Origin of the sequence: Paenibacillus sp. ACRSA, from assembly GCF_022346845.1 — a bacterium.
Taxonomy (GTDB): domain Bacteria; phylum Bacillota; class Bacilli; order Paenibacillales; family Paenibacillaceae; genus Paenibacillus.
Genome location: NZ_JAKRNP010000001.1, coordinates 1,003,656 through 1,017,887, shown reverse-complemented (window position 1 = coordinate 1,017,887; position 14,232 = coordinate 1,003,656). Strand labels below are relative to the sequence as shown.

Below are 14,232 nucleotides of genomic sequence, written 5' to 3'. Positions count from 1 at the left end.
ACATCCCATGGCCGGAATTATTCTGGAAATGAAGAATATTACCAAAACATTCCCTGGCGTCAAAGCGCTGGAAAATGTCAATCTGCAAATCCGTGAGGGCGAGATTCATTCGATATGCGGTGAAAATGGTGCAGGCAAATCGACACTCATGAAGGTGCTTAGCGGTGTATATCCATACGGCACGTATGAAGGTGATATTTTATTTCAAGGCAAACCGTGTGAGTTCAAAGACATCAAGCAGAGTGAAGATCTGGGGATTGTCATTATTCATCAGGAGTTAGCTCTGATCCCTTACCTTTCCATAGCAGAGAATATATATTTGGGCAACGAGCGTGCAAGTAAAGGAATTATTAATTGGAAGGAAACGTATGTAGGTACGCGTGAACTGTTAAGCAAAGTAGGTTTAAGTGAAGATCCGAATACGCTGGTATCTAGCATCGGGGTGGGTAAACAACAACTCGTTGAGATTGCGAAAGCACTCTCCAAAAAGGTTCGCTTGCTTATTCTGGATGAGCCCACTGCTGCATTGAATGAGGACGATAGCGAGAATCTGCTGCAATTAATGTTGGAATTCAAGAAGCAGGGCATCGCCTGCATTCTGATCTCTCACAAGCTGAATGAGGTCTCCAAAGTGTCGGATGCCGTAACCATATTGCGAGACGGCAAGACCATTGAGACGCTGGATATGAGAAAAGATCAGGTTACAGAAGACAGGATCATTAGTGGAATGGTGGGACGTGATCTCACGAGCCGTTATCCTGAGCGTCATGCTACCATTGGTGACATCGTTCTGGAAGTGAAAGACTGGACAGTATACCACGAGCAGCATGCTGAACGAAAAGTACTGGATCAGATCAACATGAATATTAGACGTGGTGAGATTGTAGGTATTGCGGGGCTTATGGGCGCTGGACGTACCGAACTTGCCATGAGTATATTCGGCAAATCGTATGGACGCAATATATCAGGACAACTCATGAAGGATGGCAAGCCCATCCAAAACAATAGCGTTACCGAGGCCATTCAAAATGGGTTTGCTTATGTCACCGAGGATCGCAAGGAATACGGGCTTATTCTGATGGATGATATCAAGCGCAATATTTCATTGACAGGTCTCAACAAACTGACGAAAAATGCGGTTGTGAATGAGCACGAAGAAGTGCTTGTAGCGGAAGAGATGAAGAAGAGTATGAACATCAAAGCACCTAACATTTTGCAGAAGACCGGTAACCTTAGTGGGGGGAATCAACAGAAGGTGGTGCTGAGCAAGTGGATTTTTGCCGGACCCGATATTCTCATTCTGGATGAACCCACCCGCGGCATCGACGTTGGAGCCAAGTTTGAAATCTATACCATCATTCATCGTCTTGCCGCTGAGGGTAAAGGGGTACTGGTTATTTCATCCGAACTGCCGGAGGTTCTTGGCCTCTGTGACCGGATCTATGTGATGAATGCTGGGAGAATGACCGGAGAAGTTAGCCGTGAACAAGCATCGCAGGAAACGTTGATGAGATATATGACCAAGTCTGGAGGCGGGAAGCATGGAATCAATAACGAAACTGTTTAAAAGCAACATCCGTCAATATGGTATGATCATTGCCTTAGTCGTTATTATGCTTTTGTTTGAGGTACTGACCAACGGGTTGTTACTTAAGCCCATCAATATAACAAATCTAATTTTGCAGAATAGCTACATTCTAGTACTGGCCATCGGGATGGTGCTGGTCATCATTACCGGTCACATTGATCTATCGGTTGGTTCCATTGCAGCCTTTGTTGGTGCAGTTGCAGCCATTATGATGGTTGACTGGCAGCTTCCGGCATGGCTTGCAGTGATCGCGTCTTTGCTGGTTGGAGCCTTGATTGGTGCATGGCAGGGCTTCTGGATCGCATATGTGCGAATTCCCGCCTTTATTGTAACACTCGCGGGTATGTTATTGTTCCGCGGGTTGACGATGATTGTGCTTGAGGGTCAATCCATTTCACCTTTTCCAGGGGGATTCCAGAAAATAAGCTCAGGCTTTTTACCGGATATTCAATTCTCTGGGCTTGGGTTGGTGTCCATTATTGTGGGAATTCTGCTTACCTTGTGGTACATCTTCAATGAACTGCGTGAACGTCGTTCACAGCGCAAATACGGCTTTCAAGTTGTATCTCAGGGACTCTTCCTGCTTAAGTTGATTGTGGTGGCAGTGGTAACGAATTTGTTCACCTTTGTGCTTGCAAGTTATGCAGGTATTCCGAATATATTGGTGCTGCTATTCGTCCTAATCGTTGTCTACTCATTCGTCATGAACCGTACGGTGATGGGTCGTCACGTATATGCTCTTGGAGGTAATGAGAAGGCAGCGGGTCTGTCTGGCGTCAAAACGAAAAAAGTAACCTTCTGGGTATTTGTGAACATGGGTACACTCGCGGCAGTATCTGGACTGATCTTCGCTGCACGTCTGAATGCAGCTACACCAAGGGCAGGTACCAACTTTGAACTAGATGCGATTGCTGCCTGCTTCATCGGTGGAGCCTCAGCTTCTGGGGGGATCGGGACTGTCTTCGGCGCTATTATCGGTGGTCTGGTTATGGGTGTGCTCAATAACGGGATGTCCTTGATTGGTCTCGGTATTGACTGGCAACAGGGGATCAAAGGTCTGGTGTTGCTGCTCGCCGTTGCATTTGATATCTATAACAAAAACAAAAGAGCTGCCTAAGTGTAAAATGGTTATGGATGATGTCGGGGTTATAAACCGATGCTCAATCTAATCGTGTGTTATATGTCTGAATACAGCTGATATTACGCTTCATTTCATTAAAATTCAGAATTCATTTTATGTAATATTCAATAAAAACAAACAGACTTAGATCACAGATCCAGGTCTGTTTGTTCGTTTATATATTGTGTTTTTCCAGTTATATTCCGGCTGCATTTACATCAGTGCGTCTAGGAAACGAGTGGCAATGCCGAAATAGATAAAGAGCGACAGAATATCATTTAACGTTGTAATTAGTGGCCCTGAGGCAACGGCAGGGTCTACCTTGAATCGGCTCAGTAGAAGTGGGATACAAGTTCCAGTCAGCGTACCAATCACGAGTGTGAAGAACAGAGATACCCCGATAATCGCACCAAGCAGCCAGTCCCCTTGCCAGAAATAAGCGATGATAGTAATCAGGATTCCGCAGACGAGACCAATCATCGTGCCTACTTTAATCTCCCGACCAATTAATGCCAGCACCGTTGACTTGTCCAGCTTACGTCCGATCAGTCCACGGACAACGACAGCCAAAGACTGTGTACCTGTATTCCCCGTCATCCCGGCGATCATGGGCATGAAGAAGGCGAGCGCGACAACTTGGTTTAACGTATCTTCAAAAAAGTCTACAATACTTCCGGATATTAATCCGATCAGTAATAACAAGATCAACCATGGAAGTCTGCGCTTGACCGCAACCAGTGGCTTCGTATCAAAATCAATATCTTTACCACCGCCCCCCATTTTGGCTAAATCTTCACTCGCTTCATCCATAATAATATCAATGACATCATCCATCTGAATGATCCCGCATAGCCTATGATTCTCATCCACAACCGGGAGTGCCATGAACTCGTAACGCTGTAGTAACTGCGCCGCTTCTTCCTGATCCATATCTACTGTAGCGTGGATCACACGTCTGGTCATGAGCTCTTCAACCTTGGTCTTATCGTCTGCCAAAGCAAGGGAGCGATAACTTACAACACCGACGAGTTTACCCTCATTGTCGGTCACATAGAGATAACTGGAAGCAGAGATATGCATGGTGCCTTGCGATTGTCTCAGCGCTTCCTTGGCTGTCTCATGGGCGAGCAGAGTTCGATACCGATCTGTCATGATCCGTCCAGCCGTCTCTGGCGGATAATTCAGCACAGACCGGATGATGGCAGAGTGATCAAGATTCATATCAGACAGCAATTCTTCCCTACGTTTAGCAGGGATATCATGCATGAACCGAATCAGGTCGCTTTTGTCCATCTGTTGCATGACTTCAAGCGTTCGTTCTGGCCCAAGTTGTTCGAACAGTTGGATCTGTTCATGTAGCTTCAGGTTCTCCGCCAGATCGGCTAGCGCATTAGGTTTGAACAGCAACAGAAACCGATTTCTCTCTTCTTCGGGGAACTTCTTATATATAAGTGAAAGATCATAAGGATGCAGCTCCTTCACCAATTTAAAGAATTCAGGTAGATTTTGGGACTGCACATGTTGGACAAGTTGTTCGGTGATCTCCTCCACGGAGAAATCTTTCTTGGTATGAGATCCGTTCATATCGACACTCCTTTCTGAATGGTCAACTTCATATTTTTAAACGAAATGGATGAGCAGTTAAACAAGGCATGAATAAAAAGGAAACGTTTTGTCTGGAACAGGTCAGGGAAACCGAGTTCTTAGGGGATGCCTTAGGATATGGAAATCTTGCTCAAACATGCAATATGGGCTTACAAACATACGCTACGAGGATATACTTGATGTACAGCAACAAACGAGGGGGACATGTACTAGTGGAGGCAGATATCAGAACACAGTTACTCAGCCTGGCTGAGCCAGAATATCAGAAATTTACAGCAGCACTCATTCCTAACATTACGAATCTATTGGGTGTTAGAATACCCGCACTACGTAAGATGGCGAAACAGATTGTTGCCGCAGATTGGCGTGCCTATCTGGAGAACGCAGACGATGATTACTTTGAAGAAGTCATGTTGCAGGCGCTGGTTATTGGATATATCCGCACAGATCCAGAAGAATGGCTGCGGCATATTGCTTGGTTTGTCCCCAAAATCAATAACTGGTCTGTATGCGATAGCTTCTGTGGTGGATTAAAATTGACGAAAAAAGAACAAGAACGGGTATGGCATTTTGTGCAGCCTTATCTGGCATCCGAGCTAGAGTATGACATTCGCTTCGGCGTTGTGATGTACTTAAACTATTATATGGAAGAGCCGTATATCCATCAGGTGCTGGCTTCATTGGATCAGGTTAGACACGAAGGATATTATGTGAAAATGGCTGTCGCATGGGCGATTTCGATTGCTTATATTAAATTGCCCGATATAACGATGCGTTATCTTAAGGACAATACGCTTGATGATTTTACGTACAACAAAGCGCTTCAGAAAATAACCGAATCGACTCGCATTGATCCGCATACAAAACAAATTATTCGTGGGATGAAGCGAAAGCTGAAGCGATCAGTTTGATCCGATTAAGCGTACAATTGGAACATGACACGGAAGGATGATGGTTATGAGGCAAAAGATCATGTGGACCCCGTTGGAACTAGATGGACTGCCCTGGATCGTACTTGCAACAGAGAAGGGTGTAAGCCGTATTATTATGCCTAACGAAACATTGCAGGACTGGGAAGGTTGGATTGCTCGTGTAGCTCCTGGGATTGAATTAATAGAGGATGAACAGACGATTAACCATACAGGTATTACCGAGTGGCTAACATCGTACTTTGCCGGAGAAAAGGTAGCATTCACAGCTGACATTCCACTGGATCTGATTGGAACAGCATTCCAGCAGCAAGTATGGACAGAGCTTGGACGAGTTCCTTACGGTGAGACTCGAACCTATGGTGATGTTGCGTCTGCAATTGGAAGACCATCGGCAGTACGAGCAGTCGGTGCAGCGAATGGAGCTAACCCCATTCCAATTCTATTACCATGCCATCGCATTATTGGTGCAAACCGTAAGTTGACAGGATTTCGTGGCGGGCTAGACATGAAACGCAGACTGCTCGATATTGAACAGATCGAGGGCGTATCTGACGGTGGGCATGCGAGATTTAGATTCTAGGAAATAGGATGAACAAACAGAAATACAGGTATGAATCATGCTTGTATTTCTGTCTATTAAGAGTGACTCCAAACGCTAAACGTATGGTATGCCAACGTTATACATATTTTTGCTACGTTACCCATTATGCTACGATAAATGAATCAATTTCATAATACCTTTAGCTGCTTCAATCAAGGCTAGCTATAGATCAAAACGGTGGGAGTGAAGGGTCATATGTTGAATCAGGCCTATTGGTTAACAAACGTAAATTTGGAGCAGAGTTATGTGATGGATGGACAAGAAGTGACCGGAACACGGACAAGCTTATGTCACCTTCGCATTGAGAACGGAATTATTGCAGAGATCATAGGTATTGAAACAGCGCTTCAGAATGCACTACCCAAATACGATTGTCACGGTCTGTTGTTGCTTCCTTCGTTCGAAGAGGCCCATATTCATCTGGACAAAACATATTACGGAGAGCCGTGGCAGGCGGTTAAGCGCATAGGCAGCATCTTCGAACGTATTGAGGAGGAGCGGCAGTTGCTCCCGAAACTATTGCCTGAAGCTAGAGGTCAGGCAGAGCATATTTTACAGCTTATTCAGCGCTTAGGCTCTACGCATGTAAGGAGTCACTGTAACATTGAGCCAGTGAGTGGACTGAAACGGTTAGAAGCAACCAAGCAGGCATTGGATGCATTCTCGGGCAAGCTTTCTTCCGAAATTGTGGCTTTTCCACAGCATGGACTTCTTCGCTCCGATTCTGTTGGATGGATGGACCAGGCCATGGCTGAAGGTGCAACGCATGTAGGTGGACTAGACCCAGCTACTGTGGACGGAGATGTCGAGAGATCGTTGCATGCGATGGTCGAACTGGCTGTCCGCTATCAGGCAGGTATTGATATCCATCTGCATGAACGTGATGAAGCTGGGAAGCAAACGTTACAACAATTAGTTAAGCTAACTAAACAGGCAGGGCTTCATGGAAAAGTCACGGTGAGTCATGCGTTCTGGTTCGCTAATGCGGACGCGCAGGAGGCAGAAGAGATGGCCATTCAGATGGCATCTCTTGGTATGAGTGTGGCATCTACTGTGCCAATTGGCAGAATGATGATGCCTCTGCCGATGCTTCATCGCCATGGGGTGAAGGTCAAGTTGGGAACCGATAGTTTGACAGATCACTGGTCACCTTTTGGGAATGGAGATCAATTGGAGAAAGCGGGACGTTACGCAGAATTGTACGGATATTCAGATGAGCTTTCCTTGGCTCAATCGCTAGGATTCGTCACGGGCGGCATAACTCCAATCGACGCTCAAGGGAATCAGGTTTGGCCGAAGGTAGGCGATACAGCTAGCTTTATGCTGGTTCACGCGAGTTGTTCCGCAGAGGCGGTTGCTCGAAGAGCCAAGCGGCAGACCGTATGGTATGAAGGGCAATTGGTGAGCGGATCGATATAAACGAAAATAATCAGCGCATTGTATAGAGATGGAGAATACATCAGCCACGGGAAACCGTGGTTTTTTTGTTGCATAAATCATATGTCCATAGATGTAATTCTGGGTTATGATGGAAGCACATGAAATATTTCGATGGAAAGCAGCTGGAATCTTCGTGAAGAATAAAATGATAGATTTAACAAGAGAGGTGCAGAATGAGACCGAATACACCCTATCGTTTAATCCAAGCAGACCCATCTACATATGCAGCGTACTTTGCCACGTATCGCAAAAATGTCTGGTTCAGACCAAGTTGGTCGGACATTCATTCTATGATGCTTGAAGCAACGGATTGTTATTGGATCTATAGAGCAGAGCATCGAATCGCGGGAATTTCTTTGGTTGATGATGAGCTAGGTTCCTTATTTATGATTCCACCGCACACATTAACGAAGGAAATTGTTGAGTTTCTGAAAGATCATATGATTCGTAAGAAGAGCGTACCTGATCAATTACATGCCTATAATGTTATGCCTGAACATATTTCGTTATTTGAACATGCTGAATTCAACAAGCTGAGCACGCGGAAATGTATGATCAGGCCTACTGAGCCCTTGGAAAATCCTCTGACATCGAAGTTAAAACGCATTCGGCCTGAACGAGTTCACATGCCCAAACTAGCTGAGATGATGATCGAGGCTTATCGTGGCGGAGTAGAAGAACAGTCAATGGTTCATTGTCAGAATGACCTCACATATTATTTTGATCATTATGAGCAGGATGAACTGCGCGCTGCTTCCTCTATTTTGGTTGAGCAAGATACGGAGCGTATGGTTGGATTCTGTCTTGTAACCTTGTGGGAAAATCTACCTCTAATCTATGATATCGCTGTGACACCAGCCTATCGATCAGAGGGACTTGGAGGATACTTGTTACATCATGCAATAACGACCTTAGCACCCCTGTATCCTGTCATTCGCCTGTTCGTTACCCAGGGCAATCCCGCCGAGCATTTGTATACTAAAGTTGGCTTCCTTTCTGGTGAGGAACTGTCTCATCTCGTATGGTTTGGAACGAATCATCGCAGTTGATATGACCGAACATATGCTGGTTCAGAGGAGAAACAACTTATGAAAAGAACACGGTCTATACGTAGGATGATCTATGTCGATCAAGAAGCTCAAGGCAGAAGGCGGATCAATCTGACGAGGAAACTCATCGTTGCGTTCTTAACTTCTCTTAGTTTTGCTTTTATTGTGAGTATTCCTTCAGTAAATGATATGGAAGGCTTCAGAGTCTATATGATCGTATTTCTGTTATTTGGTACACCGCCTATCTTCCTGATCGGTATCCCAAGTTCTATCCTATTAGACAAGTGGTTAGCCCCGGTACTCAAGAAAAACAAAGTTTATTTCATGGGAATACATGTGATCGCTTATGCGATGGTTGGTTTCCTTGGTACCTATGTATACCTTTTCGCGCTCAATATCGGTAAAGTGATAGAAGTTAGAGAAGTCTTGTTCATGACCTTATATGGCATCATTGCTGCGGTGTTATTTTTCTTCATTGATATAGGGATAAAGGTCTTAGTCCAAGTACGGGATGCAAATAAAGAGCAGAGGTGATGTACATGATTCGAGAAGCCGAGGGCAAGGATGCTATTGCAGTTGAAAGACTATATCAAGAGTTGTTACCAAATCATTCTGATATTCATGTGTTGCCTGAACGATTGGAAGAGATTCGAATTAACCCGAACAGCTATCTGTTTGTATATGAGGTGGATGGAAGTCTTGTGGGGTCGGCGCATTTACATGTTTGTTTGGATGCACTGAGTGGAACGAGACCCTTCGGTGTGGTTGAACGAGTGATCGTGACGCAAGAAATGCAGGGCAGAGGACATGGTTCGAGATTAATAGAGCACCTCGAGGAAGTCTGCAAGGAGAAAAATTGTGTTAAAGTGTTCCTTAGCAGTAATGCATTGCGGCAAGACGCGCATCAATTTTATGAAAAGTTAGGTTATGACGGCGAAGGAAGTAAGGCATTTAAGAAGTACCTGTAGAAGCGGATTTCGTATCTAGATGAACATTTACATGAAAACGGAGAGGACAGAAATAACATGGAGAAGCGGAGCGTTCGCCTAAAAGCTTTCTGAAAGAAAGCTACATCGGAAGCATACGCTATCCCCGGATTTTCCATTTAGAAAAGTGAATCAGAAAAATCTGGGGGTAACAGCGATCGGAAGGTTATTCTGTCATCGGAGTGGCAAGTGTATATATTCTTTGATTCAAGTTATCTAGTAGTGTTCAAGAAAGGGGAGATACCATGAAGTTTGTCATAACAGGTTTATCGATCTGCTCTATGCAAAGTCAGTACGTATGAACAACGGCGGTTGTTTGCATAGAGCCTAAACGTTAGATCCGCCTTCATTTTCTGCACGAAAAAGAGTTCATCGGTTGACTTTGCTACCTTAAATATCATTTTTTAAGGAGCGAGCCAGATGAAATATACAAATGCTGATTCATTATTACCAGAAGAATTATTACAAGAGATTCAACGATATGTGCATGGTGGGATGATCTATATCCCCAAACGCAAGGATACCCATTCGAAATGGGGAGAACAATCCGGCACCCGGGTTATGCTGAACCTAAGAAATCGCGAAATACGTGAGAAGTTTGCTGAAGGTTCTACGGTAGATCAGCTGGTCGATCAATACGCGTTATCTTCGGACAGTATCAAAAAGATTGTATATTCTCGCAAAAATAAATCGTAAATCATAAAAATCCATGTTAGAGCAACGTCTAATATGGATTTTTAAATATGTAAAGAATGAGTCCTACTCAACCCTTATCTATTTATGTTATTTGAATGTCCTTATACTAATACTGAATCGTCAACTGTTTAATATACAACTCATATCGAGAGGATGGAGCATCAATGAACATTACTATTGAATTAACCGATGAACAAACGAAGTTCATCATCAACAATCTGTATCCCATGTACTTACACGATCTGTCTGAAATATGGGGATTCAAACCTAACGCCTATGGAATCTTTGAAGATGATGAGACGATGACATTAGCAGAGCAAAATAACGTTTTTGATATCTGGTGGTCGAAGCCAGGCATACTGTATCCATATTTAGTACGAGTAGAGGGTATTCCAGCAGGATTTGCTCTGGTGGCTACACCACCATACACACCTCATGGCAGCGAATTTTATATGAATGAATTTTTTATTTTGCGGCCATACCGTGGAAGTGACGTTGCTGAGCATGCGGCTATTCAAGTGTTGAACGAGCACCGAGGCACGTGGGAGGTGCAGACGAATGCAGCGGAAATCAATGTTAGGGCCCAGCAATTTTGGAAAAAGACATTAGTGCGATATACACACGGAATGTACCAACAAGACACACTGGAACCTGATGAGGATGGAACTAAATTGAAGTTTACACTGAATAACCAAATTGTTGAATTAGGATAATTAAGGTAAATATGTAGTCACTTCGTGTATAATTAATAGGAGTAAATGGGAACTGGTGGAATGAGGGGAGTGAAGATTACACTATGGTACAACCAAAAACAAAAGAAACCGATAGCAGTGTTATTGAATTTATAGAAAGTGTTGAGAGCCCGAAGAAACGTGAGGATGCGTATCAATTATTAGATATTTATACAGAAACAACGGGATATGAAGCCAAAATGTGGGGGCCGAGTATTATTGGATTCGGCAGCTATCATTATCGATATGAATCAGGACATGAAGGTGATGCACCGCTGGTCGGTTTTTCACCCCGTAAAGCCAAGATCAGTTTATATTTCGCCACAGGAGATACGGAGCGCGAGGCACTATTGAATGATTTTGGTAAGCATACGACAGGAAAAGCTTGTGTCTACATTAACAAAGTTGCAGACATTGACGTGCTTGTATTACGAGCGTTGATTACACAATCGGTCAGTTTCTTGCAGGAAAAGTATCCGAATCAATAGAGTGATTAGCTAAGGCTGAATGACGAGTAGGTCTATGAGTTGTAAGCTAATTCTGTAAAGATTGGAGGATATAGAATTGAAGATCAATTATAGAATTCTTAATATATCAACATGGTTAACGGTCTTATCTGTACTGATTCTTCCTGGAAAAGTATATACCGAAGGAGTATCGCGGACAGAATATGGGTTACCGTTTCGATTTTTCACACAATATCATCTGGGACATACAACGGGAAACCCCTGGTTTATTTCAGATGTATTCATTGGGCTAGGTGCGTTCATTATCAATGTGCTGATGATCTATTTCTTCATACACGTTGGTATATACTTTAAGAACAGATGGGTTTCGTCTCGTGTGGAACAGTAACCGCGAAGCACGCGGTTTTTTCGTTTTTGCGCATAACATGATCACATGAGGAGGGATAACTCAATTTTAAATTCGGGAATTTTCGAGTAGAAAGGATGGAGTTATTATGGAGCAAGCGGCTTATATCTCTGAAAATACGTTACAACTTATATCTCTGCATGATTGTTTGATAAAAGAGGTGGTTGTATCCGGTTCGGATCTAATCTTAACGTTTGGACACATTGATGTGCTCGCAGATCATCCTCTGAATTCGACTGGACTAAGCATGTGCACGGGAGAAGCGAAGCTTCGGTTAGAACATGCCGAGGGTATTGCGTCTGTCTTGTATGATACTTCTGAGAGTGCTAAGCAAGACGACCCTGATGCGGAAGAAGACTCTCATCCGAGAGAAGTCGACATGCTAGAGATATTAGAGGATTTTGAAGTGTTACAGCATTCGGAGCAGCGTCACCCAGAGGGATATGTACATCGGTTCGAGGGTATTGGATCGGTTAAACACAACACAGATTATGCTTACGTTGTGATTCGTTGTAATCGTGTGACAATTGAATGGAATGAGTTTACAGATAAAGCTTGGTTCGAAGGTTGGGCTGAAGATAAGTAGAGGGTGTGAGAGAACTGCTACGTAAAATACTTATATTCTTATTGGCCATACTCCCTACAATCATTTCGATACAACTTATGATTTTTTATTTCCCCGCAACGGGGTTAGGAAGGATCTTAACGGTTCCATTTACGTATATGGTGAATATTCTGATCATTCTGATCGGGATGTTCATTAGCTCAAAGATTGCACTGAAGAATAATCGTCTTCATTGGTTCAACATTTTCATTTGGATAGCAATCATCCTAATGACGATCGTAATTGTAATCGTTTTTCATCCTCAAGAGTACGGACCTACGCCCTGGCGAGTAATCCTCAACAACCTGTCCTAAATCCTCATGTCTCGCATAGGTATGGTATAGAGGAGTGTGATGAGGATGGAGCAGAAGGTACGGGATTATTTTGAGTTGAAACAGCAGCAAAAGGAGATCGAGCAACGTCTTTCTGTCCTGCGGGATGACATCTTGGGGTACTGCGCAGAGCAAGGTGTGTATGAGACAGAGCTTGGTGGGTATGTTGTAAAAACGGTGCTACAGCAGCGGAAGGAATATGATGATCAGAAGTTATACGCAATTCTTCCCGATCCTGAAATCTGGCGTTTACTGTCCAAGGTGGACAACAACAAGCTCAAGAGTCTGCTCAAGCTCAATGTGCTCTCCGAGGAACAGATTAGTTCAGCAGTTACCGTGAAGCCAATCACCTTATTACAGGTGGACAAGTTGTAGTTAAAATGACTTGTTACATATCGGCATACGCCACGGATACCTATAATCACTTAACGATTCAAGCGCCTTCCACATCCATTGTCGTTAATAGCGACGAATGAGGAGAGGCGTATTTTTGTATGAACAGACGTTTGGTTCAATCTGTGGGGGTAAGAAGTTTAATTTGTTCATAGTAAGCGCATTCATAAACAGATATGATGAAGTTAAAACCTTCGGGGGAGGAATGAAACATGTCGAAAGAGATTCCATCTTTACACTATGCATTCCGAGACAATTTCAAAATTGGTGCCGCTGTTCACACAGGCCTTATACGCACAGAGGGTGATTTCATTGCCCGTCATTATAACAGCATCACTGCAGAGAATCAGATGAAATTTGAAGAGATCCATCCGGAAGAGGAGCGTTATTCGTTTGAGGCAGGCGATGAAATCGTTGACTTCGCGGTTCGTAACGGGATGTCCGTTCGTGGGCATACATTAGTATGGCATAATCAGACGTCAGATTGGATTTTTCAAGATCCAGCTGGTGGCACGGCGTCTAGAGAATTATTGCTGTCACGTCTGAAGTCACATATCGATACAGTGGTTGGACGTTACAAAGGTCAGATCAGCGCCTGGGATGTTGTTAATGAAGCCATTGAAGATAAAACGGATCTTACGATGCGGGACACCAAGTGGCTTCAGATTCTGGGGGAAGATTATCTGCTGGAAGCGTTCCGCGTAGCTCATGCGGCTGATCCTCAAGCACTACTATTCTATAACGATTATAACGAGACTGATCCGGTCAAGCGGGAGAAGATTTACGAACTGGTCAAAGGTTTATTGGAAAAGGGAGCACCTATTCATGGGATTGGCATGCAAGGTCACTGGAATATTAATGGTCCATCTATTGAGGATATTCGCATGGCGATCGAACGTTATGCTTCACTAAATGTGCAACTTCACATTACAGAACTGGATCTGTCTGTATTCCGGCATGAAGATCGAAGAACCGATCTGATCGAACCAACCGCTGAGATGATGGAGCTACAGGAGCAACGCTATGAAGAAATCTTCCGTCTCTTCCTTGAGTATCAAGCTTCGATTACCTCTGTTACGTTCTGGGGAACATCGGACCACTACACATGGTTAGACAACTTCCCTGTACGTGGACGCAAGAACTGGCCATTCGTATTTGATCAACAGCTACAGCCCAAAGAATCGTTCTGGCGTCTGTTAAATGCAGCAAAAGGTAGCGTATCTACAAGCGGGTGAAGTTCTTAGACCAGTGAGTCTCACATAACGAGGAGCATCTTCTGGTT

At 43.9% G+C, this 14,232-nt stretch carries 15 protein-coding genes; 14 read left to right on the top strand and 1 reads right to left on the bottom strand.

The window, feature by feature from the left end; translation table 11 throughout:
• Positions 1-7 precede the first annotated feature (7 nt).
• Together mmsA and mmsB are read left to right on the top strand one after the other, a co-directional pair.
• Positions 8-1,567: a multiple monosaccharide ABC transporter ATP-binding protein gene (gene mmsA, locus MH215_RS04690; RefSeq protein ID WP_239288561.1), complete on the top strand. Its 1,560-nt coding sequence runs from the start codon at positions 8-10 to the stop codon at positions 1,565-1,567.
• Complete coding sequence (gene mmsB, locus MH215_RS04685) at positions 1,542-2,705, top strand: multiple monosaccharide ABC transporter permease (RefSeq protein WP_056701410.1); 1,164 nt, start codon at positions 1,542-1,544, stop codon at positions 2,703-2,705. The genes mmsA and mmsB overlap by 26 nt, the downstream gene beginning before the upstream one ends.
• A 216-nt stretch (positions 2,706-2,921) precedes the next feature.
• On the opposite strand, the gene mgtE is transcribed toward mmsB, so the two are convergent.
• A complete protein-coding gene (gene mgtE / locus MH215_RS04680) occupies positions 2,922-4,292 on the bottom strand; it encodes a magnesium transporter (RefSeq protein WP_239288559.1) in 1,371 nt (456 codons plus the stop codon).
• Positions 4,293-4,525: 233 nt separating this feature from the next.
• Between mgtE and MH215_RS04675 the strand changes: the two genes are divergently transcribed.
• From MH215_RS04675 to MH215_RS04620, 12 genes are all read left to right on the top strand, one after another.
• Entirely contained in the window at positions 4,526-5,224 is a 699-nt protein-coding gene (locus MH215_RS04675; protein WP_239288693.1) for a DNA alkylation repair protein, read from the top strand.
• A 61-nt stretch (positions 5,225-5,285) separates the two neighbouring features.
• A complete protein-coding gene (locus MH215_RS04670; protein ID WP_239288555.1) occupies positions 5,286-5,825 on the top strand; it encodes a methylated-DNA--[protein]-cysteine S-methyltransferase in 540 nt (179 codons plus the stop codon).
• A gap of 216 nt (positions 5,826-6,041) precedes the next feature.
• A complete protein-coding gene (locus tag MH215_RS04665) occupies positions 6,042-7,265 on the top strand; it encodes an amidohydrolase (protein WP_481857421.1) in 1,224 nt (407 codons plus the stop codon).
• Between the two features lie 194 nt (positions 7,266-7,459).
• Positions 7,460-8,335, top strand: a complete 876-nt coding sequence (locus tag MH215_RS04660; protein ID WP_239288554.1) for a GNAT family N-acetyltransferase — start codon at positions 7,460-7,462, stop codon at positions 8,333-8,335.
• A gap of 39 nt (positions 8,336-8,374) precedes the next feature.
• Positions 8,375-8,869 (top strand): hypothetical protein, encoded by a 495-nt coding sequence (locus tag MH215_RS04655; RefSeq protein WP_239288553.1) that lies wholly within the window; start codon positions 8,375-8,377, stop codon positions 8,867-8,869.
• Positions 8,870-8,874: 5 nt separating this feature from the next.
• Entirely contained in the window at positions 8,875-9,303 is a 429-nt protein-coding gene (locus MH215_RS04650) for a GNAT family N-acetyltransferase (protein ID WP_239288551.1), read from the top strand.
• A gap of 438 nt (positions 9,304-9,741) precedes the next feature.
• Entirely contained in the window at positions 9,742-10,017 is a 276-nt protein-coding gene (locus MH215_RS04645) for a CD3324 family protein (protein WP_239288549.1), read from the top strand.
• A 164-nt stretch (positions 10,018-10,181) separates the two neighbouring features.
• Complete coding sequence (locus MH215_RS04640; RefSeq protein ID WP_239288547.1) at positions 10,182-10,730, top strand: GNAT family N-acetyltransferase; 549 nt, start codon at positions 10,182-10,184, stop codon at positions 10,728-10,730.
• A gap of 83 nt (positions 10,731-10,813) precedes the next feature.
• On the top strand, positions 10,814-11,236 hold the full coding sequence (locus MH215_RS04635; RefSeq protein WP_239288545.1) for a DUF1801 domain-containing protein: 423 nt from the start codon (positions 10,814-10,816) through the stop codon (positions 11,234-11,236).
• A 473-nt stretch (positions 11,237-11,709) separates the two neighbouring features.
• Complete coding sequence (locus tag MH215_RS04630) at positions 11,710-12,207, top strand: hypothetical protein (protein WP_239288543.1); 498 nt, start codon at positions 11,710-11,712, stop codon at positions 12,205-12,207.
• A gap of 371 nt (positions 12,208-12,578) precedes the next feature.
• On the top strand, positions 12,579-12,932 hold the full coding sequence (locus MH215_RS04625; protein WP_239288541.1) for a hypothetical protein: 354 nt from the start codon (positions 12,579-12,581) through the stop codon (positions 12,930-12,932).
• A gap of 230 nt (positions 12,933-13,162) precedes the next feature.
• On the top strand, positions 13,163-14,185 hold the full coding sequence (locus tag MH215_RS04620; protein WP_239288539.1) for an endo-1,4-beta-xylanase: 1,023 nt from the start codon (positions 13,163-13,165) through the stop codon (positions 14,183-14,185).
• Positions 14,186-14,232 lie beyond the last annotated feature (47 nt).